Annotated in this window: 25 protein-coding genes; 7 read left to right on the top strand and 18 right to left on the bottom strand. The window is 72.1% G+C overall.

From position 1 onward, the window contains the following. Positions 1 to 20 precede the first annotated feature (20 nt). The 3 genes from recQ to Afe05nite_RS23745 are packed head-to-tail and all read right to left on the bottom strand — an operon-like array spanning position 21 to position 4,637. Positions 21 to 2,015 (bottom strand): DNA helicase RecQ, encoded by a 1,995-nt coding sequence (recQ, locus tag Afe05nite_RS23755; RefSeq protein ID WP_203819388.1) that lies wholly within the window; start codon positions 2,013 to 2,015, stop codon positions 21 to 23. Between the two features lie 33 nt (positions 2,016 to 2,048). Then, on the bottom strand, positions 2,049 to 3,962 hold the full coding sequence (locus Afe05nite_RS23750; RefSeq protein WP_203819376.1) for a SpoIIE family protein phosphatase: 1,914 nt from the start codon (positions 3,960 to 3,962) through the stop codon (positions 2,049 to 2,051). A 33-nt stretch (positions 3,963 to 3,995) separates the two neighbouring features. Next, positions 3,996 to 4,637 carry a GTP cyclohydrolase II gene (locus Afe05nite_RS23745; protein WP_203819375.1) on the bottom strand — a complete coding sequence of 214 codons (642 nt, stop codon included), beginning with the start codon at positions 4,635 to 4,637 and terminating at the stop codon, positions 3,996 to 3,998. Between the two features lie 164 nt (positions 4,638 to 4,801). Here Afe05nite_RS23745 and Afe05nite_RS23740 point away from each other — a divergent pair, with 164 nt between their 5' ends. Continuing rightward, positions 4,802 to 5,494: a RibD family protein gene (locus Afe05nite_RS23740; protein ID WP_203819387.1), complete on the top strand. Its 693-nt coding sequence runs from the start codon at positions 4,802 to 4,804 to the stop codon at positions 5,492 to 5,494. A 21-nt stretch (positions 5,495 to 5,515) separates the two neighbouring features. On the opposite strand, the gene Afe05nite_RS23735 is transcribed toward Afe05nite_RS23740, so the two are convergent. From Afe05nite_RS23735 to Afe05nite_RS23715, 5 genes are all read right to left on the bottom strand, one after another. Beyond that, complete coding sequence (locus Afe05nite_RS23735) at positions 5,516 to 6,517, bottom strand: lysylphosphatidylglycerol synthase transmembrane domain-containing protein (RefSeq protein ID WP_203819386.1); 1,002 nt, start codon at positions 6,515 to 6,517, stop codon at positions 5,516 to 5,518. Between the two features lie 84 nt (positions 6,518 to 6,601). Beyond that, a complete protein-coding gene (locus tag Afe05nite_RS23730; protein WP_203819374.1) occupies positions 6,602 to 7,369 on the bottom strand; it encodes a class I SAM-dependent methyltransferase in 768 nt (255 codons plus the stop codon). Continuing rightward, entirely contained in the window at positions 7,366 to 8,484 is a 1,119-nt protein-coding gene (locus Afe05nite_RS23725) for a glycosyltransferase family 4 protein (protein ID WP_203819373.1), read from the bottom strand. Before Afe05nite_RS23725 ends, Afe05nite_RS23730 begins: the two co-directional genes overlap by 4 nt. Next, positions 8,481 to 8,879 (bottom strand): 6-pyruvoyl trahydropterin synthase family protein, encoded by a 399-nt coding sequence (locus tag Afe05nite_RS23720; protein ID WP_203819372.1) that lies wholly within the window; start codon positions 8,877 to 8,879, stop codon positions 8,481 to 8,483. The genes Afe05nite_RS23725 and Afe05nite_RS23720 overlap by 4 nt, the downstream gene beginning before the upstream one ends. A 5-nt stretch (positions 8,880 to 8,884) precedes the next feature. Then, on the bottom strand, positions 8,885 to 9,859 hold the full coding sequence (locus Afe05nite_RS23715; protein WP_203819371.1) for a zinc-dependent alcohol dehydrogenase: 975 nt from the start codon (positions 9,857 to 9,859) through the stop codon (positions 8,885 to 8,887). Positions 9,860 to 9,950: 91 nt separating this feature from the next. Between Afe05nite_RS23715 and Afe05nite_RS23710 the strand changes: the two genes are divergently transcribed. After that, positions 9,951 to 10,721 carry a CDP-alcohol phosphatidyltransferase family protein gene (locus Afe05nite_RS23710; protein WP_203819370.1) on the top strand — a complete coding sequence of 257 codons (771 nt, stop codon included), beginning with the start codon at positions 9,951 to 9,953 and terminating at the stop codon, positions 10,719 to 10,721. Positions 10,722 to 10,765: 44 nt separating this feature from the next. On the opposite strand, the gene Afe05nite_RS23705 is transcribed toward Afe05nite_RS23710, so the two are convergent. Next, positions 10,766 to 11,650, bottom strand: a complete 885-nt coding sequence (locus Afe05nite_RS23705; RefSeq protein WP_203819369.1) for a cobalamin-binding protein — start codon at positions 11,648 to 11,650, stop codon at positions 10,766 to 10,768. A 218-nt stretch (positions 11,651 to 11,868) separates the two neighbouring features. Between Afe05nite_RS23705 and Afe05nite_RS23700 the strand changes: the two genes are divergently transcribed. Next, positions 11,869 to 12,486, top strand: a complete 618-nt coding sequence (locus tag Afe05nite_RS23700) for an HAAS signaling domain-containing protein (RefSeq protein WP_203819368.1) — start codon at positions 11,869 to 11,871, stop codon at positions 12,484 to 12,486. 50 nt (positions 12,487 to 12,536) lie between these two features. Here the strand turns inward: Afe05nite_RS23700 and Afe05nite_RS23695 are convergent, their stop codons facing one another. Together Afe05nite_RS23695 and Afe05nite_RS23690 are read right to left on the bottom strand one after the other, a co-directional pair. Continuing rightward, positions 12,537 to 13,466 (bottom strand): alpha/beta fold hydrolase, encoded by a 930-nt coding sequence (locus Afe05nite_RS23695; RefSeq protein WP_203819367.1) that lies wholly within the window; start codon positions 13,464 to 13,466, stop codon positions 12,537 to 12,539. A gap of 57 nt (positions 13,467 to 13,523) precedes the next feature. Beyond that, on the bottom strand, positions 13,524 to 14,291 hold the full coding sequence (locus tag Afe05nite_RS23690) for an alpha/beta hydrolase (RefSeq protein ID WP_203819366.1): 768 nt from the start codon (positions 14,289 to 14,291) through the stop codon (positions 13,524 to 13,526). 52 nt (positions 14,292 to 14,343) lie between these two features. Between Afe05nite_RS23690 and Afe05nite_RS23685 the strand changes: the two genes are divergently transcribed. From Afe05nite_RS23685 to Afe05nite_RS23670, 4 genes are all read left to right on the top strand, one after another. Further along, the gene (locus Afe05nite_RS23685; protein WP_203819365.1) at positions 14,344 to 15,084 is read left to right on the top strand and encodes an alpha/beta hydrolase family protein; all 741 of its coding nucleotides are present in this window, start codon (positions 14,344 to 14,346) and stop codon (positions 15,082 to 15,084) included. An 88-nt stretch (positions 15,085 to 15,172) separates the two neighbouring features. Further along, complete coding sequence (locus Afe05nite_RS23680; protein ID WP_203819364.1) at positions 15,173 to 15,442, top strand: hypothetical protein; 270 nt, start codon at positions 15,173 to 15,175, stop codon at positions 15,440 to 15,442. A gap of 88 nt (positions 15,443 to 15,530) precedes the next feature. Next, positions 15,531 to 16,439 carry an inositol monophosphatase family protein gene (locus Afe05nite_RS23675; protein WP_203819363.1) on the top strand — a complete coding sequence of 303 codons (909 nt, stop codon included), beginning with the start codon at positions 15,531 to 15,533 and terminating at the stop codon, positions 16,437 to 16,439. Continuing rightward, complete coding sequence (locus Afe05nite_RS23670; RefSeq protein WP_203819362.1) at positions 16,436 to 16,777, top strand: hypothetical protein; 342 nt, start codon at positions 16,436 to 16,438, stop codon at positions 16,775 to 16,777. The genes Afe05nite_RS23675 and Afe05nite_RS23670 overlap by 4 nt, the downstream gene beginning before the upstream one ends. Here Afe05nite_RS23670 and Afe05nite_RS23665 read toward each other — a convergent pair. The 7 genes from Afe05nite_RS23665 to Afe05nite_RS23635 are packed head-to-tail and all read right to left on the bottom strand — an operon-like array spanning position 16,767 to position 25,265. Further along, a complete protein-coding gene (locus tag Afe05nite_RS23665) occupies positions 16,767 to 17,435 on the bottom strand; it encodes an FHA domain-containing protein (protein ID WP_203819361.1) in 669 nt (222 codons plus the stop codon). The genes Afe05nite_RS23670 and Afe05nite_RS23665 overlap by 11 nt on opposite strands. Then, positions 17,432 to 18,697 carry a vWA domain-containing protein gene (locus Afe05nite_RS23660; RefSeq protein ID WP_203819360.1) on the bottom strand — a complete coding sequence of 422 codons (1,266 nt, stop codon included), beginning with the start codon at positions 18,695 to 18,697 and terminating at the stop codon, positions 17,432 to 17,434. The genes Afe05nite_RS23665 and Afe05nite_RS23660 overlap by 4 nt, the downstream gene beginning before the upstream one ends. A gap of 2 nt (positions 18,698 to 18,699) precedes the next feature. Beyond that, on the bottom strand, positions 18,700 to 19,647 hold the full coding sequence (locus tag Afe05nite_RS23655; protein ID WP_203819359.1) for a PP2C family protein-serine/threonine phosphatase: 948 nt from the start codon (positions 19,645 to 19,647) through the stop codon (positions 18,700 to 18,702). Positions 19,648 to 19,661: 14 nt separating this feature from the next. After that, positions 19,662 to 21,860: a serine/threonine-protein kinase gene (locus tag Afe05nite_RS23650; protein ID WP_239118145.1), complete on the bottom strand. Its 2,199-nt coding sequence runs from the start codon at positions 21,858 to 21,860 to the stop codon at positions 19,662 to 19,664. Further along, positions 21,857 to 23,041 (bottom strand): hypothetical protein, encoded by a 1,185-nt coding sequence (locus Afe05nite_RS23645; protein ID WP_203819358.1) that lies wholly within the window; start codon positions 23,039 to 23,041, stop codon positions 21,857 to 21,859. Before Afe05nite_RS23645 ends, Afe05nite_RS23650 begins: the two co-directional genes overlap by 4 nt. Continuing rightward, the gene (locus tag Afe05nite_RS23640) at positions 23,038 to 23,988 is read right to left on the bottom strand and encodes a glutamate ABC transporter substrate-binding protein (RefSeq protein WP_203819357.1); all 951 of its coding nucleotides are present in this window, start codon (positions 23,986 to 23,988) and stop codon (positions 23,038 to 23,040) included. The genes Afe05nite_RS23645 and Afe05nite_RS23640 overlap by 4 nt, the downstream gene beginning before the upstream one ends. Continuing rightward, positions 23,985 to 25,265 carry a GlnX family signal transduction membrane protein gene (locus Afe05nite_RS23635; protein WP_239118144.1) on the bottom strand — a complete coding sequence of 427 codons (1,281 nt, stop codon included), beginning with the start codon at positions 25,263 to 25,265 and terminating at the stop codon, positions 23,985 to 23,987. Before Afe05nite_RS23635 ends, Afe05nite_RS23640 begins: the two co-directional genes overlap by 4 nt. Positions 25,266 to 25,278: the final 13 nt, after the last annotated feature.

Raw genomic sequence — 25,278 nt, 5'->3', positions numbered from 1 at the left:
GGTGCGCGGCGGGGGGCGGTTCAGCTGTCGTAGTAGGGGTCGTAGGGCGGTTCCTCGTCCGGGGGTTCCTCGTCGGCGAAGAACTGGGGCTCGTCGGCGCGGCGCTGCGCGGGCGGGGTGGGGGTGGAGTCGCCGAAGCGGGAGAGGTCGACGCGGGCGCCGGTCGGTGGTGGGGCGGCTGCGCGGGCGGGCGCGGACGCCGAGGTGGGGTTGGGTGCGGAGTCGAAGAGGTCCAGGACCTGCTGGCCGAACTTGGTGAGTTTGCTCTGGCCCACGCCGCTGATCGTGCCCAGCTGGGTCAGGGTGGCCGGGCGCAGGGTGGCGATCGCCTTGAGGGTGGCGTCGTGGAAGATCACGTAGGCGGGGACGCCCTGGTCCTTGGCGGTCGCGGCGCGCCACGCGCGGAGGCGTTCGAAGTCGGCGGCGGCGGTGGCGGGCAGGTCGGCGGCGGGGGTGGTGGCCTTGGTGGTGCGGCCCGGCTTGGTCTTCTGCTGGGGGGCCTCGCGGCGCATCATCACCTTGGTGTCGCCGCGCAGGACCTCGGTGCTCCGGTCGGTCAGGGCCAGCGTGCCGTATTCACCTTCGACGGCCAGGTAGCCGCTGGCCAGCAGCTTGCGGACGACGCCGCGCCACTCCTGGTCGCGCAGGTCCTTGCCGATGCCGAAGACCTTCAGCTCGTCGTGGCGGAACTGGGTGACCTTGTCGGTCTGCTTGCCCAGCAGGATGTCGATGGACTGGCCGGCGCCGAATTTCTGGCCTCGCTCGCGCTGCAGGCGCAGGACGGTGGACAGCAGTTTCTGGGCCGGGACCGTGCCGTCCCACGACTCGGGTGGGGCCAGACACGTGTCGCAGTTGCCGCAGGCGCCGCCGCCGGGCTGGCCGAAGTAGGCCAGGAGCTCGGCCCGGCGGCAGGAGACCGTCTCGCAGAGCGCCAGCATCGCGTCGAGGTGCTGGGCGGCGTTGCGGCGGAAGGCCATGTCGCCGTCGGAGCTTTCGATCATCTTGCGTTGCTGCACCACGTCCTGCAGGCCGTAGGCGAGCCAGGCGGTGGACGGCTGGCCGTCGCGGCCGGCCCGGCCGGTTTCCTGGTAGTAGCCCTCCACCGACTTGGGCAGGTCGAGGTGGGCCACGAACCGGACGTCGGGTTTGTCGATGCCCATGCCGAAGGCGATCGTCGCGACCATGACCAGGCCCTCCTCCCGGAGGAAGCGGGACTGGTTGGCGGCGCGCACCCGGGCGTCGAGGCCGGCGTGGTAGGGCAGCGCCGGGATGCCGTTGTCGGACAGGAACTCGGCGGTCTTGTCCACCGAGGCGCGGGACAGGCAGTAGACGATGCCGGAGTCGCCGGCGTGCTCGGCGCGCAGCAGGGAGAGGAGCTGGCGGCGCGGCTCGTTCTTCGGGACGATCCGGTACTGGATGTTGGGGCGGTCGAAACTCTGGGTGAAATGCCGGGCATCGTCCAGCCGCAGCCGGGTGGCGATCTCGGCCCGGGTGGCGCTGGTGGCGGTGGCCGTCAGCGCGATGCGCGGCACGTCGGGCCAGCGCTCGTGCAGCATCGACAGGCCGAGGTAGTCGGGGCGGAAGTCGTGGCCCCACTGGGAGACGCAGTGGGCCTCGTCGATGGCGAACAGCGAGATCTTGCCGCGGTCGAGGAGGCGCTGCGTGTTGTGCACGCCCAGGCCCTCGGGGGCGACGTAGAGCAGGTCGAGCTCGCCGTTGACGAAATCCTCCTCGACCGCCCGCCGCTGGGACATGTCCTGGGTGGAGTTGATGAAGCCGGCGTTGACCCCGAGGGTGCGCAGCGCGTCGACCTGATCCTGCATGAGGGCGATCAGGGGCGAGATCACGACACCGGTGCCCGCCCGTACCAAAGCTGGAATCTGATAGCACAGCGACTTGCCGCCGCCGGTGGGCATCAGCACCAGGGCGTCGCCGCCGCCGATCACGTGCTCGATGATGTCGCGCTGGCTGCCGCGGAAATCGGGGTACCCGAACACGCGGTTGAGGACGTCCATGGCGGGGGAGAGGGCCGAAGTCACCCCGCGAGTTTAGAGAGCGGGGCCGACATCCTGTTCGGGGCTGTGCACAACCTCGGTCACCGGGAGGGACACCAGGTCGAGAATCATCCGTGCGGGCGTCCCCGCGGCCGCGTGCAGCGTGAGCGGGACCTTCTGCTCGGCGTGTTTCGCCGCGACGTGATGCAGGGCGGAGACCCCGGCGCTGGCGAGGTGGGTGACGGCCGACAGGTCGACCTCGAGCGGCACGGTGCCGCCCCGGCCGTGCCGCAACAGCTCGGTGCGCACCCGGTCGGCGGAGGTCGCGTCGACGTCCCCCGCGACGACCACCCGGCCATCGCCGGCCGAGATTCCGAACGAATGCGACATTTCCGACGTACGCGACGGGGTGTCGGCGTCGAGCAGCCGCGCCGGGCGCATCAGCGTGTGCCGCAGCAGCGCCCGCGTCCCCTCCGCCGACGGCTCCACCTTGACGGTCTCCACCAGCTGCGAGGCCATGGCCAGGCCGCGGCCGCGATGCTCGGCGCCGGACGCGGGCGGGCGCCAGGTGCCATGGTCACGCACGGAGATGTCCAGCTGCCCGGCTGCGCCGAGCATCCCCCGGACCTCGACCATCGACGTGTACGGGGTGGCCGAGTGCTCGATGGCATTGGTCAGGAGCTCGCCCAGGGCATGCTGGACGTTGAAGGCGTCATCCGTCGTCGCCCCGAGCCCGGCGAGCCAGGCCTCGATCTTCTTCCGGGCCTCGCGCAGCACCGTGGGATCGGCCGGCAGGTCGAGCACGAGCGGCGCCGGGTGCGGCACCCGCTGCACCGCGAGCAGCGTGATGTCGTCCTGATGGCCGGTGGCCCGGGTGAGCAGCTCGACGGTGTTGGTGCAGACCCGCTCGGCCGGGGTGGTGCCCGGATCGCGAAGCGCCCGCCCGGCCACGCTGTCCGCCGCGACCTGGGCCAGCTCGGCCGAACCCGACGCGTGATCGCGGCCGGGCCGCTCGAGGATGCCGTCGGTGAACAGCAGCAGCAGCTCCGCGGGGGCGAGCCGGTCGGTGGCGATCGGGAAGGATCCACCGGTGGCGAGGGGTCGCCCGCCCGTACCGGACAGGTAGCGGGTCCGGCCGCCGGGCGTGACCACCAGCGGGGCCGGATGGCCCGCCGTGCAGTAGGCCAGGTCCCCGGTGACCGGATCGAGCACCACCATGCAGATGGTGGCCGCGTGGGCGCCCGCCGAGCGCGCCGCGAAGCGGTCGGCGGCGGCCAGCGCCTCGGTGATGCCGGCCCCGTCGTCGAGCCGGTCGCGCAGCACCGCCCGCAGCTGACCCATCACGCCCGAGGCGGCGACGCCGTGCCCGACCACGTCGCCGACGATCAGCGCGACCCGGCCGTCCCGCTGCGCGACCACGTCGAACCAGTCGCCGCCGGCGGCCGTGTCGGCGTCGGCGAGCAGGTAGCTGGCCGCGACCTGGAGTCCGGGCAGAACCGGCAGCCCGGCCGGCAGCAGCTCCCGCTGGAGGGCCGTGATGACGTCCCGGGTCGCCTTGTAACGTTGTTCCAGCAGCTCGGCGGCCTGCCGCTGGCGGACCGTCGCGGTGACGTCGAAGCCGACCCCGATGACCCCCCGCAGGACCCCGTCGGAATACCACGGCGAGATGGTGAAGTTGGCGAACATCTCGTGGACGGAGCCGTCGGGCATGTCCAGATGGACCCGCCACTCCTGCCCGGTGATCGGCGTCCCGGAGCGATAGACCTGGTAGTAGGCGTCCGTGATCTGCTGGCCGATCAGGTCTCTGATCACCTCGCGGATGGGCAGCCCCGACCAGGGCCGTCCGGGCAGGACGGCCCTGGTCGCAGCGCTCAGCGCACGCACCCGCAGCTCGGGCCCCTCGCACACGGCCAGGATGAACGGCACCTGGTCGAAGGCCGTCAGCAGCCGGTGCGGGTCGTCGGTCATCGTCTCATCGTGCCGTACATCCTGGTCCCGGCCCTACTCGGCGAGCGGTAGCTCGATGGTGTGTGACGTGTGCGACGCCTTCGTGGCCAGGTAGCGGACGTTGGCGGGGGACATGTGCACGCCGGTCGGGACCCGTTGGGTGACCTCGATCCCGCACGCCTCCAGCTGGACCGCCTTGTCGGGGTTGTTGGACAGCAGCCGCACCCGGTCGGCACCGACGGCGAGCAGCATCTGCGCCGCCGCGGTGTAGTCCCGCTCGTCCTCGCCGTGGCCGAGCGCGACGTTCGCCTCGTAGGTGTCGAGCCCGGAATCCTGTAGGGCGTACGCGTCGAGCTTGGCGTACAGGCCGATGCCCCGTCCCTCCTGCCGCAGGTAGAGGACGAAACCGCCCTGTTCGGCGATCCGCTCCACCGCCTCGCGCAGCTGCGGACCGCAGTCGCAGCGCTGAGATCCGAACACGTCGCCGGTCATGCACTCGCTGTGCGGCCGCACCAGGGGCGCCCGGCCACCGGCCGCCGACTTGGTGAGCGCGCGCCGCCAGTCGCCGAGGCCAAGAGCGATGTGCTCCTTGCCGTCCACCAGACCGTCGAAGGTCATCACTTGAGCCGGAGTGGTGTATCCGTCGGTGAAGCGCAGCGGAACAGTGACCTGTTGGCGCACCGTGGCCTCGATCATCGGTATCGGTCCTCCCTGTTGAATCCCCGCTGATTCGCTATGCCCGCCAGCAAGGTCACTGCAACGCAACAGACTGCGAATGTGCCAGTAATCGTGTCCCGGATTATCTTGGACGCAAATGTTCGACCGGGGTGACGATCGTCGCTCGGCTGGAGGCGTCATCAGTGGTTGATCGTCCCTACACGTTGTTGAGCTGCGGCATGTCGATCGACGGCTACCTCGACGACACTGAGCCGGAGCGGTTGCTCCTGTCCAACGACGCCGACTTCGACCGGGTCGACGACGTCCGAGCGGGTTGCGACGCTATCCTGGTCGGCTCGAACACGATCCGGCAGGACGACCCGCGGCTGCTGATCCGCTCGCCCGCCCGCCAGCAGGCGCGCGTGGCGCGCGGCGAGCGGCCACACCCACTTAAGGTGACGGTCACCGGCTCCTGCACCATCGATCCCCAGGCCCGGTTCTTCGCGCACGGTGCGGTCGAGAAGCTCGTCTACTGCGGGAGCTCGTCGATCGCGTCGGCGCACGAACGGCTGGGCAAGGTGGCCACCGTCATCGACGGCGGTGAGCCGGTCGATCTGTCGTTCGTGGTCGACGACCTCGGTGCCCGGGGCGTACGACGGCTCATGGTCGAGGGCGGCGGCTCCATGCACACCCAGTTCCTCACGGCCGGGCTCGTCGACGAGTTGCAGCTGGTCGTGGCGCCGTTCTTCGTCGGCGACTCGAGGGCGCCCCGCTTCGTCGGCGACGGCGACTTCCCGTGGGGACCGAGCCGCCGGGCCACCCTGGCCGGGGTGCGCCAGATCGGGGACGTCGTACTTCTGCGGTACGCCCTCTCGGAGCGCTTCCAGCACGGGTAACTGCCAGTACACCACCAGGGATCACGCGCCGGTGCGGACGAGCTCTTTGCGCACCGCGTAGCCGACGGCGGGCGAGACCGGGGCCACCGCGCGTACGGCCTGGGCGGTGGCCGCGAGCTTGACCCGCGTCGCCGCCCGGAGCAGCACCACGAGCGCGCCCGGCAGGGCCGCGACGAAGGCGAACACGCCGTAGACCACCGCGATCGTCAGGCCCTGGGTGGCGCTGAGGCCGGCGGCGCCGAACGCCCACGCGGTGACCGCCTCGCGCGGGCCCCAGCCGCCGATGTTCAGCGGGAGCGACATCGCGAGCAGGGCGAGCAGCATGAGCGGGACGAGTTTGGTGATCGTGGCGGTGGAGCCGGCGGAGCGGGCGGCCACCACGAACGTCGCCAGGTGGCCGGCCAGCACGACGGTCGAGGCGAGCGTGATGCCCGGCCAGTTGCGGCGGGCGAGCAGGCCGGTGCGGATCTCACCAAGCGTGGTCCGCAGGGCGCCGGCGATCCGGGAACCGCCCTGGCGCAGCTTGCGGAAGGCGAGAAGAACGAGCACGCCGGCGGCGGCGACAGCCAAGGTGACCGTCGCGGCCACCAGGCCGTGCTTTTGCAACAGGGCCAGGACCGGCGAGGGTACGGTCACCAGCACCGTCACGCCGACCCCGACCAGGACGATCTGTCCCGCCGTGCGCTCCAGGACCACGGCCCGGACACTCTTGGCGACGTCACCCTCGTCACGGCCGTGCTTGACGGCCCGGTCGACGTCGCCGAGCACCCCGCCGGGCAGCGCCGCGTTGAGGAACAGCGCCTTGTAGTAGTCGGCGATCGCGGTCCTCAGCCCGAGCGTCAGGCCCATGCCGCGGGCGACGAGGCACCAGCGCCACGCACTGAACACGGTGGTGGTGACCCCGATCAGGAACGCCGCCGCGAGGGCGGGCGTGTCGATGACCCGGAGCCCGTCGAGGAACGCACCGGTGCCGAGCCGCCACAGCAGCACGGCGATGATCACGGCCCCGCCGAGCAGGCGCATCCATGGCCAGATCGATCGCGTCACGTCCGAGTCCCCTCTTGTTGCCCGTCTTTCCCCTAATACGCCGGGACAGGCCAAAAGGGTTCAGCCGAAGGTCGCCAAAAGATCGACATGTCCGACCGTGGCCGTCGGCAGGTCACCGAGCCGCTCCGCCAGGTAGTCGTCGAGCCGCAGATCAGGGCGCTGTTCCTGGGCCGCAGCCACCCATCCGCGCAGCCATTCGGCGGTCAGATCCGGCATCTGCGGCCCGATCCGCCAGACGCTCGGGCGGGTGACGACGGTCGCACCGGCCTTCTCGAACGCGATCCGGGCGGCGGCCGGGGCGTCCGGCCCCAGCAGTTGGCGGCCACCCTCCGCGCGGCGCTGATGCTCGTTGAACGCCGCCTTGACCTCGTCGTCCTCGGGCCGGGCCGGCTCCAGGGTGACCTCGCCCGCCACCGACAGGGTGAACAGCGCCGCCGTCCGGGAGGCCGCGCAGGCCGCCGCCAGGTCGCCGATCTCCGCCTCGGTGAGCAGGTCGAGCAGCGCCGAGCAGGTGACCAGATCGGTGTCCCGGAGGTCGTCCGCGGTCAGGTCGGTGACGTCGCCGAACGCCACCTCCACCGTGACCCCGTCGAACGGCATGTGCGCCGACGCGTACCGCAGCAGCGCCGGGTCGCGGTCGGCCATCACCCAGTGCTGCGGCGTCGGCAGCTGGGGGGCGAGCCAGCGGCCCAGCGACCCGGTGCCGCATCCGAGATCCCGGATCACCCGCACCGGTTGCGGCACCAGCGCCACCAGGTCACGGGCCCGCGCGTCGGCGTCGGCCGGTTCCCGAAGCCCCAGCCAGCTCTCACTGAACTCCCCGGTCATGCGGTGCCTCCTCGTTCGTCCAATACGTCGCAGATGCGGTGTGCGGTCGCCGCCCAGGTCGGGAGGGTCTCGCGGCGTGCCCGGGCCGACGCGCGCAGGCGCTCGCGCAGCTCGGGGTCGGTGAGCCACCGGCGCAGGGCGGCGGCCAGGGCGTCCGGGTCGTCCGGGGGGATCAGCAGGCCGGGGCGGGAGCCGTCGGGGGCGAGGCCGAGAGCCTCGGAGACACCCCCGACGTCGGTCGCGACGACCGGCAGGGCGCGGGCGAGCGCCTCGGTGACGACCATGCCGTACGTCTCGGCCCGCGACGGGAGCACGAAGAGATCCGCGTCCGCGTAGGCGGCGTCCAGCTCGGCGCCCGCTTTCGGCCCGGCGAAGTGGATGTTCGAGCTGCGGTACGGCACCGGCCGGGTGAGCGCGCCGACGAAGGTGCAGCTCCAGCCGAGGTCGGCCAGGTCCCGTTCGAGGGCGGTGACCAGCAGGTCCTGCCCCTTGCGGGGCGTCACGGAGGCGACGCAGAGCAGCCGGTTCCCGCTCGGTGAGGGGGCCGCCGGGGGAGCGGGGTCGACGCCGGGCACCGCCGCGGTCACTCCGGTCAGGTCGTGCATCGCGGAGATGCGCCGGGCGGCGGCCTCGCTGGTGGCGATCACTTCGTCGGCCAGGTGGAGGGCGGCGCGTTCCTTGGCGCGCAGCCGGGCGGCGTCACTGTCGCCGAGCCCGGTCTCGTCGCTGAGCGGCAGGTGCACGAGCACGACCAGCCGGAGCCGGTGCCGGTGCGGTTCGAGGATCTCCGGCACCCCGCAGGCCACCAGCCCATCAACCAGCACATCCGACTTTTCCGGAATGTCGCCCAGGGCGCGATCGAGCGCCCGGCGAGTGGCCTCGTCGGGCTCCGGCCAGGTCCCGGCGATCGCGATCTCGTGCACGTCCCGCCCGGCGATCTCCCACCCTTCGCCTGCGGCGAGGCCGGTATCCCGCGGGTCCGGCCCGGCGGCGGCCGGGTGCGCGGCGGGGTGGGCGATCAGGTCGAGGATCGTACGGTCGTAGCGGTTGCCGCCGCTGGGGGCCGCCGGGTCGTCAATGCCACCCGGCAGCACCGCCCAGAGGGGTCTTGTCACAGGGTGCGCTCGTAGCTCGCCCAGGCCACATGGGACTCGTGCAGGGTGACCGAGATGCCCGACAGGCCCGCGGCACCGGGGCCGAGGTCACCCGAGGCGACCTTGTCGGCGAGGCGGTCGGCGATCACCTTGGCCAGGAACTCCGTGGACGTGTTGACGCCCTTGAAGGTGGGCTCGTCGTCGAGGTTGCGGTAGCTCAGGGTGCCGCAGATCGCGCGCAGCTCCTCCAGGGCGCGGCCGATGTCGACCACGATGTTGTCGTCGTCCAGTTCGGGGCGGCGGAACGTGGCGTCGACCACGAACGTCGCGCCGTGGAGTTTCTGGGCCGGGCCGAAGACCTCGCCGGTGAAGCTGTGGGCGACCATGATGTGGTCGCGGACGGTGACGCTGAACAAGACTGCTACTCCTCGGGATAGTCGATCACGTGGCAGAGGGCGGGAAGGCTACCGTCCGCGAGGCGGGGCATCACCTCGGGCAGCTCGGAGAACGGCGATCTCCCGGTGATCAATGTCTCGAACGCCGGGTTCCTCAGAAGGTCAAGGGACAGGGCGAGCCGATCCGCGTACGTGCGGCGCCGCCCCGGCACGATGTTCCCCACCTGGCTGCTTCGAATCTTCAGGCGGCGGGCGTGAAAGAACTCACCCAACGGCACGCTGACCTGCTTGTCGCCGTACCAGCTGAGTTCGACCACGGTGCCCTCCGGAGCCAGCAACTCCAGCGAGCGGGTCAGGCCGGCGGAGGTGGCACTGGCGTGGATCACGATGTCGCAGTCACCCGAGGCGTCGTCGGGATGCGCGTACGAGGCACCCAGTCGCGCGGCGATCGGCTCACGCGCGGGATCGACGTCGACGAGCTCCACGCGTACACCCGGAAGCGTCGCCGCGATCGCCGCGACCGAACAGCCCACCATGCCGCCCCCGACCACCGCGATCCGGTCGCCGATCAGCGGGGCGGCGTCCCAGAGCGCGTTGACCGCGGTCTCCACCGTGCCCGCCAGAACCGCGCGATGGGCCGGCACGCCGTCCGGGACGACAGTGACGGCCGATACCGGAACGACATATCTCGTCTGGTGGGGGTAAAGGGAGAAGATGGTTCGCCCGAGAAGGTCGTCCGGGCCCTGCTCGACGACGCCGACGTTGAGGTACCCGTACTTGACCGGCGCCGGGAAGTCGCCCACCTGGTACGGCGCCCGCATCTCGGCCCGCTGGCTGGCCGGGACCCGTCCGGTGAAGACGAGCGTCTCCGTTCCGCGGCTCACCCCGGTGTGCAAAGTGCGCACCAGTACCTCGTCCGCGGCCGGAGCCGGCACCTGTTCCGGACGGATCTCACCGTTTCCTGGGGCGGCGAGCCAGAACGCCCGTGCGTCACCCGACATGGGCTGTCTCCTCAAAAGCTGAACCGAAAGCCGCCGGCCGCCGTGTTACCCCACAGCGGCAACGATACGCAGCCGATCTTGCACTGGAGGCATGGTGACACTCGCAGCGACCCCGTCGGCGCCCCCGCGTGGCCCGATGACCGGCCTGGCCGTCCAGCTCGCCCTGCTGGCCGTGCTCGCCGTTGCGCTCGGGCTCACCCCGGCCGGTCTCGCCGCCGGCGTCATCTACGGGCTGGTGCTGTGCACGCTGCTCGCCGCCGGCCTGATCCGGGCCGGCCGCACCCGGATGGGCGCCGCGAACGTCGTGACGTTCAGCCGCGCGATCCTCGTCGGTGGCGTCACCGCCCTGGTCGTGACGTCGTTCTCGCACGACATCAGCATCCCGGCCCTGGTCACGATCGCCGGCGTGGCACTGGCCCTGGACGGCGTCGACGGCCAGGTGGCCCGCCGCACCGGCACCACCAGCGCGCTGGGCGCGCGCTTCGACATGGAGATCGACGCGTTCCTGATCCTTGTGCTGTCGGTCTACGCCGGCGACCGTTTCGGCTGGTGGACCGTGGCCCTGGGGGCCTACCGCTACCTGTTCGTGGCCGCCTCCTGGGCGCTGCCCTGGCTCAACGCCGCCCTGCCGCCCCGGTTCTCCCGCAAGGTGGTCGCCGCCCTGCAGGGCATCGTGCTCGCCCTGGTGACCGCCGGCCTGCTCCCGCACTACGCCGCGCTCGCCGCGCTCGCCCTGGCCCTGGCCACCCTGACCTGGTCGTTCGGCCGGGACGCGAGCTGGCTCTACAAGGCGTCGCGGAGCCGGGCGGCGGCCCGCGAGCGTTCGTCGACCCCGCCCCGGCACACAGTCCTGGCGAGCTGAGCGACCCGTTGGCCCGCCGGGCGAACTGAGCGACAAGAGGCTGGTCAGGCGACCCGGGCGATCGAGTCCGGCGGCGCCGGGGGGACCGCGCCGGGGTGGAAGATGGCGGCCAGGGCCTCGACGCCGTCGACCAGGCGAGGTCCGGGACGCACGATCAGCCCGTCGCCGTCGACCGCCCACACCTGGGCGCCGGGGAAGTGCGGCACGACGGCCCGCGCCTGCTCGGCGGCGCCGGCCAGGTGAAAACCGCACGGGGTGACGAGCACGATGTCGGGTTCCGGGGCGGCCAGATCGGCGTACGCGACCCGCACCGACCGCTCGCCCGCCCGGGCCGCAACCGGATCGCCGCCCGCCGCCGTCACCAGATCGGGCACCCAGTGCCCGGCGGTGAACGGCGGATCCACCCATTCCACCACCGCGACCTTGGGCCGGGGCCGGCCCCGCACCGCCGCCGCGACCGCGTCCAGCCGCCGGCGCAGGGCGGCGAGCAGCTCGGCGGCCCGATCGGGGACGCCGGCCGCCTCACCCACCCGGCGGAACGTGTCGAGGACCTCGTCGAGCGAGTACGGATCGAGCGACAGCACCTCCGACCGGCACCCCAGGTGGTCGAGCGCCTCGTCGACGTGGTCGGACGGCAGGGCGCACACCCGGCACAGGTCCTGCGTCAGGATCAGGTCGGGCTCGAGGCCGGCCAGCGCGTTCGCGTGCAGCGTGTAGAGGTCGCCGCCGGACGACATCTGCTCGGTCACATAGGAGTCGATCTCGGCGGGGGACATGCCGCTGGTGTCACGGCCACCGACCACCACGGTCTTCTCGGCGCGGGCCCGCGGTGGCTCGTCGCACTCGAAGGTCACCCCGACCAGGTCGTCGCCGAGGCCGAGGGCATAGACGATCTCGGTCGCGGAGGGAAGCAGGGAGACGAGTCGCATGCTCCTACTAAACCCGACGGCGACCGCGGCCCCCACCGCGATCGCCGTCGACGTTGCCGTACGCCCGCAAGACATCGCCCGGCCCAGGCCGGTCATGAGCGGAATCGGCCAAAAGTTGCAGTCCGGGTCGCGGATTCCGCCCCGCGGCAGATGTGCCGGCGAACGCCCGCCCACGATGCTGTGTCCACCCGCCGGACCAGCATGGGGGAGAACGAAACATGACCACGGCACCGCTCGCCCACACCGACATCGTCGTCCTCGACTATCTGGCCGCGCTGTGGGCCCAGAGCGACGATCTTCTGCCCGACCAGCGCGACGAACTGATGACCACGGTGGCCGACTACATCTCCGCCCGCCGGGTGGCGGCGGTCGACCCCCTCGAGGACGCCGCCGCCATCGTGCGGCGGTTAGGGCCGCCCGAGGACCTGGTCGCGGCGATGCGCCGAGGAGCGCTTCCGCCACACGTACGTCTGCCGGTCCTGCTGCCGCCCCCGCCCGCGGCGCTTGCCCGGCCGGTGCGCGACGGCGGTGGCCCCGCCGAGTACACCGCGATCGGCATGCTGTCGGCGGGTGCGTTCCTGCTTCCGGGCATCGCGCCGGTGGCCGGGATGCTGCTCGCCACAGCGTCGCCGCACTGGACGCCGGCGCAGAAGTCGGCCGGCTGGGTGCTGACGCTCGGCTCGGTCGCCGGCGCGTTCGTCTTCGGGCTGCTGCTCGCCGCGGTCGCGCCGTTCTCCGACACGCCCAGCCTGTTCCTCGTCTACCTGGTGATGCTGGCCGGGTCACTGGGCGCGAGCGGGGTGCTGCTCGCCGGCCTGCGCAGTCGGTCGGCCTGAGGCCACGGGGGTTCGGCCGGGCCCGGCCGCGGCGGCCGCCGGGAGTCGGTTCAGGCCGGCTGCCGGCCGCGCACCGGCTCGTGGCCGATGATCTCGTCGATCACCTGTTGCCAGACGGCCGCCGGCGGGAACTCGTGGCCGACGCCCTCCAGCCAGACCAGGCGCGAGCCGGGGATCTCGGCGGCGAGGGCGTGCGCGTGTTCGGCCCCGAACATCGGGTCGGCCGTGCCGTGCAGGATCAAGGTGGGCGCGCTGATGCCGCACAGCGGCTTGCGCGTCGGCGGGCCGGCCGGGCAGAGCCAGTGATTCTGCTGGGTGGCGGCCATGTCCTCGGTGCGGTCGTAGACCCGCTCGGCGAGCCGGCGCAGGTGGGCCTCGTCGGCGGTGAACAGCCCGCCGAGGTCCTTGATGTCCTTGATCATGCGCCGGACCGCGGACTTGCGGTCGGACCAGTCCGGCGCGGTGAGATCCCCGGGGGCGGTTCCTTCGGCGGGCGGAAGCGCGGCGGCGGTCGCCTCGGGGGCCGGCGGGTCGTCGTGGATCGCCTCGGGGGCCGCCGAGGCGGCGTCGCCGTCGAGGTCCGCACCGGAGATCGCGGTGGTGGACATCAAGGTCAGGGACAGGACGCGGTGCGGGCGCTCGACGGCGATGCGCTGAGCCAGGGCGCCGCCCATCGACAGGCCGACCACGTGCGCCCGGTGGATGCCGAGACCGTCCAGCACGCCCAGGGCGTCGTGGGCCAGATCGGCACCGGAATAGGGCGGCGCACCGGGCGGGAACGCCGTCGAGCGGCCGGTGTCGCGATGGTCGTAGCGGATGACGTGCCGTCCGCCGGCGGCCAGGCGGCGGCAGAACTCGTCCTCCCACCAGTCCATGGAACTGGCGCCGCCGGCGATGAGCAGCAGGGCGGGATCGGCCGGTTCGCCGAACGTCTCGACACAGATGTCGATTCCGTTGACCGGCAGGGTCTCGACCACCATCACGCCATTGTCCGGTATCGCATTTGACGGGCAGGTTAAAACTGGACTACCGGTTCGCTACAGCGATCTTGCGACGAAGGCGAACGCGTCCGGCACGCAGCGGGACCAGAAGCCGAAGTTGTGCCGCCCGTCCCCGTACGATCCGGCGGCTTTGCCCTCCGGCAGTTCCTTCTCCAGGGTGCGCACGTCGTAGTAGAGGCCGTCCTGCTTGCCGCACCACAGTCCGACCCGGGTGCCGCGCAGCAGGCCGGCCTGCCGGGTGACGTCGTCGTCCGGCCGGACCGCGGGGGAGAAGGCGGCGACCGCGCGGACGAACCCGGGGTAGGCCTCGGCCAGCAGCAGCGAGCCGTAACCGCCCAGCGACCAGCCCCAGGCGGCCATCCGGCCGGTGTCGTAGCCGAACCTGCGGCACCACGCCGGGATCTCCTCGTGGACCATGCGCTGCGGGTCGTCGGCTCCGGCCGGGCGCCACGCCAGACCGCCGCCGTCCGCGCCGACCAGGACGAACGGGGGCGCGCCCCGGCGTACCGCATCGGTCAGGAACCGGCCGAGGCCGAGGCCGGCGTAGTCGGCCGGCCGTTTGGTCCCGCCGTGCAGGATCAGGCAGACCGGCAGGCCCCGGCCGTCCCCGTGGCCCTGCGGAACGGCGGTGTAGACATCGACCGTGCGCCCGCGGGCGGCCGACGGGAGTTGCCGCAGCCGCTGCTCACCGGCGGGCGCGGCCGGCATCACGGGCTCTTCCTCGGCCGTTCGGCGGCGGTACCCGGCCACTGTGGCGAGGGTGGCCACCGTCGCGCCGGCGCCGAGCAGTGTTCGTCGTCTCATCCCCTCCACAACGTCGATATGTCCGTTGGCGTGACGTTCCTAGGCTCACGGCATGCGCCGGTCGGGGATTTTCGTCATGCTGATGGCGATGCTCGCCGGTTGCGGGGGATCGGCCGCCGCGGATGCCGCCGCCCAGGCCCCGGCGGGGGTGCTGACCCGTGTCGTCAGCCTGGCCCGGGGCGCGGCACGTCCACTGCCGACGACGGTCTGGTCTCTCGCCGGGCTGACCGGCAAGCACCCGGTGGTGTTGTTCTCGCACGGTCTCGGTGGACTGCCGGCCCAGTTCGCGCCGATCGCGACGACGTGGGCGCGGGCCGGTTTCATCGTGCTCGCGCCGGCCTATCCGCACACCAACGCACGGGTCCGGGTCGACCGGGCGGACATCGGCAACCAGCCGGCCGACGCCGTCCATGTGCTGCACGCGATGGAACGACGCGATCCGCGCCTCGACGCGACCCGGGTCGCGGTCGTCGGGTTCTCCGCCGGCGGCACGACCACGCTGGGCATGCTCGGGGCCGGGCACGATCCGGGGATCCGGGCCGCGATCACGGTGTCCGGCCGCCGGCCGCCTTCGGCGTTCGGCGGGCCCGAGATCCCGGTGCTCTTCGTGCACGGCGATCGCGATCCGACGGTTCCGCTCCGCGCGGGCAGGATGGCGTACGAGTCCCTGCCGTGGCCGAAGACCTGGCTGACCGTTGCGGGCGGGCGGCACGGCGAGTTCCTCATTCCGGGGCGCCCGGGTTACCCGATGGTGTCCGGGCGGATCCTCACCTTCCTCCGGCAGGCGGTTTAGAACTTTCACGCAGAGTGGTACCCGAGGGTGGTCTTCTCGGCCGATCGGGCAGGTCTGCACTTGGAGTGATCTTGATTAGGCTGCATATGTGCACCTCATTCACGTCACAACGGCCGCAGCAGTAACTCTCAGTGTTGCTGGAGTCTCTTACGCAGCGTTAGATCCGGCGAAACTGGAGGCGTCGGCGCGCGTCGTCGCCGACCAGGCCACCTGCCGTACGGTCGACTCGGCCATCGTCGCCTACGCGGGGGTGCACGGCGCCGCCCCGCGTACGGTCGCCGACCTGGCCGGCTATGTGAAGGGCGACATCACCGCGTACCGCATCGTCGACGGCCTGGCCGCCGGTCCCGGCTGCTGACCGGTCCGCCGGGTGTTCTTGTCGAGGACATCTGCTCGTCGTCCGGTTGCGGTGTCCTGAGAGACACGCGGTGATCGAGGAGGGCGACATGCCGGTAGAGCTCGGCCAAAACATGCAGGATGACCTGGTGGAGACCGATCTCGAGCTGGCCCACCGCGCCGTCCTCACCGGCGCCGCGGTGGCGTTGCCGCACTTCGCCGCCCTGGCCGACCTACCGCGGGAACTGAAGGCCGACGGCAGCGTGGTCACCGCCGCCGACCGCGCCGTCGAGACCGCGATCCGCGAGGTGCTCGCCGCGGCCCGCCCGCACGACGCCGTCCTCGGCGAGGAGCACGGCGAGAGCGCCGGGCCGGACGCCTCCCGCCGCTGGATCATCGACCCGATCGACGGCACCGCCCTGTTCGTCAAGGGCGACGACCGCTGGCTGATCCTGATGGCCCTCGAGGAGGACGGCGAAGTGGTGGTCGGCGTCGCCGCCCACCCGGCCCAGGGCAGCATCTTCTGGGCCGTCCGCGGCGCCGGCGCCTTCGAGGGCCGAGTCGTCGGCGGCCGCGTCGTCGCCGCCACACCCCTGCACGTCGCCGCCGGCCCGGACGAGGGTGGGACGGACGAGGGTGGGACGGACGAGGGTGGGACGGGCGAGGGTGGGGCGGACGAGGGTGGACTGGTGGGGGCGCGGTTCGCGGCGGTGCCGGAGACGTGGGCGCCGCATCTGGTCGGGCCGATCAATGAGATCGCGCCGGCGCTGCCCTGGTCGATCCATCCGGGGCTGCTGGTCGCCCGCGGCGACCTCGACCTGGCGATCCAGACCGGCGGGCAGATCTGGGACTTCGCGGCCACGTCGCTCATCCTGACCGAGGCGGGCGGTTCGTTCAGTGGGCTGAACGGGCGCACCCGCCCCGGTCCCGGCGCGTCGCTCTATGCGCGCAGTGCGGCGCTGCGGCTGGCGACACTCGATCTTCTGGGCGACGCCCGGCACGCCGGGGCAACATCGTGATTCGCGAACTCACGTCGGCCGTGTTCGTGCTGGTTCTCGCGGTGCCCGTGGCCGGGTGCCGGCAGGCACCGCCCGCGGCCACAGCCGCGGTCGTGGACAACCAGGCCCAGCAGGCCTGTGACACGCTGGCGGCCGGCTACCCGAAGTCCTCGACGGCGGGCAAGCGCCTCAACCTGGCCGACGACGTCTTCCGGTGGTCCGGCCGCAGCGACAACCCGGCAATCGTCAAGCAGGGCTCGGTCGTGGGCAAGGCCGCCAACGACAGCACCGAGGCGTGGGACCGGGCCGCGGCGGACTTCCTGCAGATCTGCCGGCGAGCGGGTTGGGTCAAGAAGTAGGGGCGTGCAGGGTGATGGTCGTCCAGGCGCCCACGTGCACCTGGTCGCCGTCCTTGAGCTGGCGGGTCTGCCCGGCGCTCAACTGCTGCTGCTCGTCGTTGACCCAGGTGCCGTTGGTCGAGCCCAGGTCGGACACCAGCCACACGCCGTCGACGCTCAGCGTCAGCAACGCGTGGCTGTGCGAGACACCCGGATCGTCGTCGGCCAGGTCGATCTCCGGGTCGGTGCCCTTCGACGAGCTGCGCCGGCCGATCCGCACCTGGGGGGCGGGCAGGTCGACCTCGCGGGACGGGGCGGTCGCCGGGAACTCGACGCCCTCGATCGCGTTCTCCTCGAAATAGGCCCGGTCGGCGGCGATCGTCGCCCGCCACCGACCGGCCACCGGCGTCGCCACGGCCGGGGGAGCGGTGAGCGTCGGCACCTTGCCGGTGCTGTGGTCGTAGCCGCAGTCCTCGCAGAAGCGCAGGCCGCTGGCGTGCGGAGCCCCGCAGTTGGGGCACGCCGCGGCCGGGCCGGCGGCGGGGGTGGCGGCGGGGGTGGCCGGGCTCGAGGCGGCGGGCAGCGGAGCCGCCGCCACGCCGCCGATCTTGGCGCCGCACTCGTCGCAGAAGTCGTCGGTGCCGGACGCGTGGCCCTTCGGGCAGGCGTAGGTGGTCACTGGCCCCGCCCGACCCGGACCGTCTTGGTCGAGCGGGTGTCCAGGGCCATCTCGTCGGCGGCCTCGACCTTGCGCCGCAGCCGCACGGTGCCGGTGGCGGCGTCCTCGATGTCGACCACCGTCGCGAGCAGCTCCTCGGTGGCGGTGTTGCCGCTGGCGTGGGCGAGCTGCGCGGCCCGGCCGAACTTGATGGTGGCGGTGCGGTCGTCGCCGGACTTGCGCGCCTCGATGCCGGCCTGGATCGCGTCGGCCAGCTCGGCCTGCCCGGTGTAGTGGGCGACCTGCCGGTTGATCCGGGTGGACAGCGCGGTGTCCTCCGTCCACACCGCCCGGACCAGCGACTGGGCGTGCACGGTGTCGCCCTCGACGATCGAGATCCGGGCGGCGAGCATCTCGTCGCCGGCCGCTCCGGGCGCGACGTCGATGCAGACGTGGTAGTCGCGGCTCTCCGCGCCCCACGAGCCGAGCGGGTAGCGCGCGGCGCGCGGGCCGTCCTCGACGCGCTTGCCGGTCAGGTCCCTCACCTCGGGCTCGACCTGCTTGACGAAACGGACCGTCGAGTTGACCGGCGTCCACACCTTGAGCTGCACGTCGGCGCTGGTCTTGCCCATCGACTTGGTCATCATCTCCTCGAACGCGGCGGTCAGGCCGGCCGGCTGGGCGACGATGTCGACGGTGCCGAGGAGAGCGTTCGCGATCTTGCGGAGCTCCGGGACCTTCCAGTTGACCCCGACGCCGCGGCAGTCGCAGGTGAACTTGCCGCCGATCGAGGCGAGCACCTGCTCGAGGTAGCCGGCGCGCTCGCCGTTGTCGCCGTCGGTGAGCAGGATGGCGTGCGCGATGTCGCCCGGCCGCTGGCTGAACAGCTGCGCCGCGAGCAGCAGCCAGGCGCCCATCGCGGTGCCGCCGCTGGCCTGGAGCCGGTCGATGTTGCTGATCGCGTCGGCGCGCGAGGCCGGCGACGACACGGCCAGTTGGCCGGGCGCGGGGTAGAGCTGCTGGGCGGTGCTGACCCCGGCGATGATCGCGAAGTGGACCCCGTCGTCGATGCACTCGATGGCCGCCTTGGCCGCCTGCCGGGCGGCGCTCATCCGGCCCTCGGCCTGCATCGACCCGGACGCGTCGACGATGATGATCTCGGTGGCGCCGGAGGTGCGCCGGCCGCCCTCGGAGCCCGACGACGTGACCGTGACGATCGCGTTGACCTCGGTCGCGCCCAGCGCGAGAAACTCGTTCTGGAAGGCCTCGGCGGTGTACGGCATCCCTACTCCTTGACGCTAGACAGCGAAAGCACGGGCACGACGGCGACGGTGATGTTGTCGGCGCCACCCGCGGCGTTGGCGAAGTCGACCAGACCACGCGCGGCATCGACCAGAGTGCCGCCCGTGCGCAAGTTCTCGCGTATGGTCTCGGCGAGCGCGGCCGGGTCGGTGAGGTAGTTCCACAGCCCGTCGCTGCACAGGATCAGGTGGCCGGGGTCCTTGACGGTGAACGCGCCGACCCGCGGCGTCACCGGCCCGGCGTCGGCACCGAGCCACGCGGTGATCGCGTGCGCCTTCGGGTCGCGCATCGCGGCCTGCGGGTCGGCACCCATCGCGATGGCGTGGGTGGCCCACGAGTCGTCCTCGGTGAGCTGCTCGGCCGGCCCGGCGGCGGGCAGCCAGTAGGCCCGGCTGTCGCCCAGCCAACCGACGTTGATCTCGGCGCCGCGGACCGTCGCGGCCACGATCGTGCAGGCCGGGTTGGACGAGCCGCGGCGCGGGTCACCGCTCTTGACGAGCTCGGCCACCGCGTCCTTGGCGCTCAGGATCGCCTTGGCGACGTCCGGATCGTCGGCCAGCAGCGCCCCCGCCACCCCGGCGGCCGTCTCCGAGGCCACATCCGGGTCGAACGACGCCGACACGCCGTCGCAGACCACCACGTCGACGTCGGTGCCGCGGACCGCGAGCCACGCCGCGTCCTCGTTGCGGTGATGCCGGCGGCCACGGTCGGTGACGGCGGCGGCGACCGAACCGTAGTCGGCCTCGACGTGGTCCCGCGGCCGGCTGGCCAGCATGCCGCAGTGCTCGCAGTAGCCGTCCGCGCCGATCCCACCCGGCACGCCGCAGTGCGGGCACGCCTTGGCCGAGCTCAGCGCCCGCCCGCAGGCCTCGCAGAACGCCGCGCCGGCGGCCCGCTCGTCGGCGCACGAGGCGCAATCGGTAGTGGTCATGCTGCCTCGTTCCGTCATGTGCGCGTCCGTGGGCGGGACGCGTTCGCGAGATCCACCAGGCGGATCCGTTCCGGGCCGTGGGCGGCCTGGGCCATCTCGCGGTAGGCGTGCTCCAGGGCGAACCGTACGTCGCGTTCACCCACCTGGCCGCCACGGGTGGCACCCAGGACCGTCCCCGGCAGGGTGCCGCCACCGGCCAGCGATTGCAAGGCCTGTTCGAGCAGTTCGGCCCGGAGCGCGGCCAGTTGTGCCGCCTCGATCTCCAGGCGCTCGATCAGCGCCGCCGCGGCCGCGAGCGAGGTCACGTCGGCGGCGGCGGACGGGTGCGCCCGCACCAGGGCCCGCACCGCGCCGACCTGCGAGCTGCGAAAGGCCGAGGAGGTGCCGGGCACCCGGTTGTACGCCTCGACGGCGCCGTTGCGGTCGCCCGCGACGAGACGGCAGCGGGCCAGCCCGGCGGCCGCGGTGGTGTACGCCGGGTCGGTGCGGCTGACCACGTCGTAGTAGCCGGCCGCCCCCGGGTCGCCGGCCAGTTCCAGGGTCAGGCCGAGCGCGAGCTGCGGGGCGAGCTCGCCGGGCAGTGCCGAATAGACCGCGTCGAACTGCTGGCGGGCGTCGTCGAACCGCTCGGTGGCGAGCGACAGCAGACCGTCGTACCAGGCGATCCGCCAGTCCGACCCGTCGGCGGCGAGGAGGGCGTCACGCGCTTGCTCGGCCGGGGCGAAGTCGTCGTCGCGTACCCCCAGATCGATCTGCGCGCGCAACGCGCGCAGCTTGACCTCGACCGTCTCCTCGGGCGCGTTCTTCAGCAGCGCCAGGACCTCGGCCGGGTCGGTGACCGTGACCGACGCCAGGAAGGCGGCCGACGGGTCGGCCAGGTCGATCATCGGGGTCGGCAGGTCCTGCCAGCGGGGCGCGTCGGCCTTGAGGTCGGTGCGCAGCTCGCCGGTGAACATCCGGGAGGTGGCCGGTCGGGGCTGCCCGTCCCCGGCCGACAGCACCTGACGCAGCACGCCGAGCATCTGGCTGGTCATCTCGTCGGAGTCGACGAACCGGTCGGCCGCGTTGAGCGCGGTGGCCCGCAGCAGCAGCCGGTAGAACGACTCGTGGCGGCGGTAGACCTCGAACTCGCCGCGGTCGGGCAGGCTGTCCTTGAACGTGCTCTGGTAGCCGCGGAAGTCGGTGGTCAGCACGGCCAGCGTGCGGCCGATGGTGAACAGGTCGGACGCGATCGACGGGCCCTCGGTGGCCATCTCCGGCGCCTGGTAACCGACGGTGCCGTAGAGCGCCGCGTCCAGGTCGTCGATGTGCACGACGCCGCCGAGGTCGATCAGCTTCATCTGGTCACCGGACTGGATCACGTTGTCCGGCTTGAAGTCACAGAAGATCAGACCGCGGTCGTGCAGGTAGCCGAACGCCGGCATGATCTCCAGGACGTACGCCAGGGCCTGGTCCACCGGCAGCGGGTCGACGTTGCCGGCGTTGGCCAACCGGCGCTTCTTGAGGATGTCCTTGAGGGACTGGCCACCGACGTACTCCATCACGATGTAACCGGCGCCGTCGTGCTCGACGAAGTTGTAGATCTTGACGATGTTCGGGTGCTCGACCTCGGCCAGGAAGCGCTGCTCGGCCACCGCCGCCGCGAGGGCGTCCTCGTCGCCGGAGTTGAGCAGGCCCTTGAGCACCACCCAGCGGTTCGAGACGTTCCGGTCGACGGCCAGGTAGATCCAGCCGAGACCGCCGTGCGCGATCGCGCCGACCACCTCGTACTGTCCGCCGACCAGATCGCCCTTGACCAGCTTCGGGGTGAAGTTGAACTGCTCACCGCACGCCGGGCAGAAGCCGGAGGTGCGCCCCGCGCGGTCACCCCGCGCCCGGCCGACCGCGTTTCCGCACTTCGCGCAGTACCGCTTGTCCTCCGGAACCTCGGCCTCGGCCATGATGGCGGTCGCCGGGTCGGCCTGCACGATCGGCACGACCTCGACGAGGCCGCCGCCGAACCGGCGGCGCCGGGACCCGGTGCGGGAGCTGCCGGTCCGGCCACTTCCGCCGGTACGGGTGGAGAGCGCACTCGTCCGCTGCGAGGGTGAGGTCGCCCGGGTGCGCTGGGAGGGCGTGGTGTTCGCCGGTTTCGCCGAGGCGGCCGGGGCCATGCCGCAGGTGTCGCAGTAGCCGTCCTCGATGGTGCCGGGACAGTTACGTTCGCACTTCATTTGCCGTCCCTCGCGATCGTGGCGGTGAGCGCATCCTGGTAGGCGTCGACGGCCACGCGGGCCGCCTCGAGATCACATGGTGCCGTGAACAGCATCGTCCGGGCCTTCTCGGCCAGCTCGGTCAGGTCGGTGCTCTCACCGAGACCCCGCCGCAGCGCCTTGGCCCGGTAGGCGTCGAGGCGGCCGCGCAGCTCGTTGCGGGTGGTGAGCAGGCCCGCGTTGTGCGCTGTCGCGTTCTCCAGGGTGGCCAGCCGCTCCCGGGCCCGGCGGGTCCAGTCGGCCAGCTTCGGGCTGATCAGCGGCCAGTGGCCGGCCGCCGCGAGCGCCTCGACGGCTCGCAGGTCGGGCGTCAGGTCGGGACCCCGTACCGATCTGATGTCCTGGTCGCGGAAACGGTCCAGGGCCTGGTCCGCGGCGTGCTGCAAGGCCGTCTGGGCGACGCTGAGCTTCGCGGCGAGCGCGCGGGCGTCGGCCAGGCGCTGGGTGAGTGCCTCTCTCAGCTCGGCGGCCGAGGTGCGCTCCGCGTCGGCCCGCCTGATCAGCTCCCGTACGGGGTCGAGATCGCGGCCGTCGGCCCCGAGCGGGTCGGATGCCAGCTGGGCGGTGAAGCGGCCGAGCCGGCGGTCGGCCTCGTCGATCGTCGCCGTGCTGGCGCCGGCCTGACGGGTCAGGGCGCGCACGTTGTCGACAGCGGCGGCGGCGTCGGCGGCGGCCGGCAGCAACCGCTGCCACGCCTCGCCGGCCCGGGTGGCCACCGTGGCCGCGACGGTGAACGCGGCCTCCATCGCCGACAGCAGCTCGGCCGGGGAACAGGTGGTGTGGATCTGGCTGGTGCCGAGCAGCCCGCGCTGAGCCAGCGGGACCGTGGTGGTGGACAGCATGATCGACTTGCCGAGGAGCTGGTGGCTGACCGCCGCCCGGTCGGCGTCGCTGAGCTTGCGCTGGTCGCGGGTCTGGCGCGCCTTGGTCACCACGTCGGTCAGCAGACGATAACCGTCCCAGAGCTCGGTGAGCGCGTCGGTGGCGTCCGCCCACCTCGCCTTGGTCACGCCGGTCAGCTGCGTCTTGTCCAGATCCTTGCGAGCCGGGTTGTCGTCGAGGTCGACCAGGTTGGCGGCGATCGCGGTCAAGGCGGTCTCGAGGCGGAACAACTCGGCGTCGGCCGGCGCGAGGTCGGTCATCTCCACTGCGCCACGGGCGGCTGCGGGGCCTTGCCGAACGAGCCCAGCCATTTCTCGTACGTCTTCGTCCAGGTGCCGTCGGCCTTGTTCCTCTCCAGCACCGCGTTCACGAACTGGGTGAACTCCGGGTGCTGCGAGGAGATCGCCATGCCGTACGGCTCCTCGGTGAACTTGTTCCCGACGACCTTCGCGTACGGGTCCTGCGCCGCCATGCCGGCCAGGATCGTGTCATCGGTGGAGACCGCGTCCACCTCGTTCTGCTGGAAAGCCACCAGGCAATCGCCGAACGAGGGTCGCGAGACGGCAATCGGTTTCGGCTTCACGGCGCCGATATTGGTGTACGAGGTCGAGCCCTCGGCCGCGCACACCTTCTTGCCGCCGAGGTCCTCGATCCTCGTGGCCGTCGAGTCCTTCGACACCAGCACCCGCTGCCCGGCCTCGTAGTAGATCGTCGAGAAGTCGACCTGCTTCCAGCGGTCGCAGTTGGCGGTCATGGTGTCGGCGACGATGTCCACGCCGCCCTTGTCCGGGCCGTCCTGCACGGAGCTGACCCGTTTGTCGTACGCGATGACCTTGATCTGCAGCTTGCCGGGATCGCCGAAGATGGCCTCGGCGATCTGCCTGCCCATGTCGACGTCGAAGCCCTCGACCTTGCCGGTGAACGGGTTGCGCGCCGAGAACAGCAGGGTGTCCTGGCTGGTGCCGAGCACCAACCGGCCCTTCTTCTGGATCTCCGCCATGTAGGAGCCGGCCGGCATCCGGCCCGGCTGGGGGAGCGCCCCGGCCGGCTTGCGGCTGGCCCGCGCGTTGCACGAGGTGTCCGCCGGGGCGGCCTTGGTGGTGGAGGAGCTGGGCTGCGGCACGGCCTTCGGCATCGACGTCGTCGTCGGGGTGCAGCCGGTCAGGGCGACGGTCAGCACGACGGCGGCGATCGCTCGCTTGATCATCGGTACTCCTCGAGGCGGGTGCGGATGCCCGCGTAGGCGAGCCCGCAGATCACCAGGGCCGCGAGCGGGCCGAGGATCAGCAGCGCGGTCAGGCCCGTACCGGCCGCTTCGATCTCCTCCGTGAATTTGACCTTGCGTTGCTCGAGGGCCGTGCCGATGTCGTCGGTGACCTGCTCGAACTTGCCGGTGGTGGCGGTGCCGACAGCCAGCGCGACCGCCCCGTCGTAGTTGCCGTCCTGCGCGTCCAGCTTGCGGATCTGCTGGTGGGCCTGCCGGTAGGCCGCGTAGGCCGCGCCGGTGCCGTCGGGCAGGAACTCGTTGCCCAGGGCCGCCGACAGTTGCGGGTCGGCCGCCACCCAGCGTTTCTCCGGCTCGTCGCTGCTGCCGTGCAGGGCCAGGGTGAGGGCCTCGTCACCGCGCTCCTGCAGGGCCAGGATGCGGGCCTCGGCCAGCTGCGCGATCGGGGTGGAACCGGCGTCCTCGGCATCGGCGAGATGGAACTGCTGCGACCGGAGGAGCCCGAGCGAGCCGAGTGCCAGCAGGACGGTCACGACGGTGGCCGCCACCAGCGGGACGTTGAAGGTGCGGTGGGTGGAGCGGCTCAGGTAGCGCTGGGTGAGCAACAACGCGCCGGCCAGGGCCAGCAGCGAGAGCGCGAAGAAGGTGACCCACCACCAGCTCTTCGCGTTGCGGTAGCCGTCCTGAACCTGCTGCTGGGCGATCGTGAACAAGCTCTGCGCCTGGGGGAGAAGGGTCTCCCGGTTCAACGTCGAGGCTGCCGACAGATAGGACGAACCGACCGGGAGGCCCTGCCGGTTGTCGGCGCGGGCCGTCGCCACCAGTGCGGTGTAACGCGCCACGCCGTTCGCGATCTCGTGGATCGCCTTCGACGCCTCGCTGTCGGCCGGGGCCAGCCGGGCCGCCTCGGTGAGCGCCGTGGTCGCCTTGGCGATCTTCTCGTTGTAGCGGTCGGTGAGCGCGGCCGGTTCCAGGCCACCGGCCAGGAACGCCTGCGCGGCCGTGGTGTCGGCGTCGGCCAGCCCCTCGTAGATCGCCTCCGCCTGCACCAGCAGCGGTTGCGCTCGCTCGCCCAGGTCACCGGTGCCGGACTTGGTCTCGGCGGCGGCGAGGCCGGCCAGCAGCCCGGTCAGAACACCCAGGACGACGAGCGCGGCCAGGCGCATCTGAAGCCGGCCCGGCGACGTACGCCGCAGGTGTGCCCACCGTTCCGCTTTCGTCGTTGCCGGCGTGGGCCGGGCCTCCAAAGCTGTGCTCAAGCTTCCTCCGTCG

It is taken from the genome of Paractinoplanes ferrugineus, assembly GCF_016862195.1.
GTDB lineage: Bacteria > Actinomycetota > Actinomycetes > Mycobacteriales > Micromonosporaceae > Actinoplanes > Actinoplanes ferrugineus.
This window is presented reverse-complemented; position numbering and strand designations above follow the sequence as displayed.

Bases quoted from the DNA above. Each gene is read 5' to 3' on its own strand.
- Afe05nite_RS23690 (WP_203819366.1), bottom strand. From the start codon at position 14,291: ATGAGACGACGAACACTGCTCGGCGCCGGCGCGACGGTGGCCACCCTC.
- Afe05nite_RS23710 (WP_203819370.1), top strand. From the start codon at position 9,951: ATGGTGACACTCGCAGCGACCCCGTCGGCGCCCCCGCGTGGCCCGATG.
- Afe05nite_RS23730 (WP_203819374.1), bottom strand. From the start codon at position 7,369: ATGACCGGGGAGTTCAGTGAGAGCTGGCTGGGGCTTCGGGAACCGGCC.
- Afe05nite_RS23750 (WP_203819376.1), bottom strand. From the start codon at position 3,962: ATGACCGACGACCCGCACCGGCTGCTGACGGCCTTCGACCAGGTGCCG.
- Afe05nite_RS23675 (WP_203819363.1), top strand. From the start codon at position 15,531: ATGCCGGTAGAGCTCGGCCAAAACATGCAGGATGACCTGGTGGAGACC.
- Afe05nite_RS23640 (WP_203819357.1), bottom strand. From the start codon at position 23,988: ATGATCAAGCGAGCGATCGCCGCCGTCGTGCTGACCGTCGCCCTGACC.
- Afe05nite_RS23660 (WP_203819360.1), bottom strand. From the start codon at position 18,697: ATGCCGTACACCGCCGAGGCCTTCCAGAACGAGTTTCTCGCGCTGGGC.
- Afe05nite_RS23700 (WP_203819368.1), top strand. From the start codon at position 11,869: ATGACCACGGCACCGCTCGCCCACACCGACATCGTCGTCCTCGACTAT.
- recQ (WP_203819388.1), bottom strand. From the start codon at position 2,015: ATGGACGTCCTCAACCGCGTGTTCGGGTACCCCGATTTCCGCGGCAGC.
- Afe05nite_RS23715 (WP_203819371.1), bottom strand. From the start codon at position 9,859: ATGTCGGGTGACGCACGGGCGTTCTGGCTCGCCGCCCCAGGAAACGGT.
- Afe05nite_RS23695 (WP_203819367.1), bottom strand. From the start codon at position 13,466: ATGGTGGTCGAGACCCTGCCGGTCAACGGAATCGACATCTGTGTCGAG.
- Afe05nite_RS23655 (WP_203819359.1), bottom strand. From the start codon at position 19,647: ATGACCACTACCGATTGCGCCTCGTGCGCCGACGAGCGGGCCGCCGGC.
- Afe05nite_RS23645 (WP_203819358.1), bottom strand. From the start codon at position 23,041: ATGACCGACCTCGCGCCGGCCGACGCCGAGTTGTTCCGCCTCGAGACC.
- Afe05nite_RS23745 (WP_203819375.1), bottom strand. From the start codon at position 4,637: ATGATCGAGGCCACGGTGCGCCAACAGGTCACTGTTCCGCTGCGCTTC.
- Afe05nite_RS23705 (WP_203819369.1), bottom strand. From the start codon at position 11,650: ATGCGACTCGTCTCCCTGCTTCCCTCCGCGACCGAGATCGTCTATGCC.
- Afe05nite_RS23735 (WP_203819386.1), bottom strand. From the start codon at position 6,517: ATGCGCCTGCTCGGCGGGGCCGTGATCATCGCCGTGCTGCTGTGGCGG.
- Afe05nite_RS23685 (WP_203819365.1), top strand. From the start codon at position 14,344: ATGCGCCGGTCGGGGATTTTCGTCATGCTGATGGCGATGCTCGCCGGT.
- Afe05nite_RS23650 (WP_239118145.1), bottom strand. From the start codon at position 21,860: ATGAAGTGCGAACGTAACTGTCCCGGCACCATCGAGGACGGCTACTGC.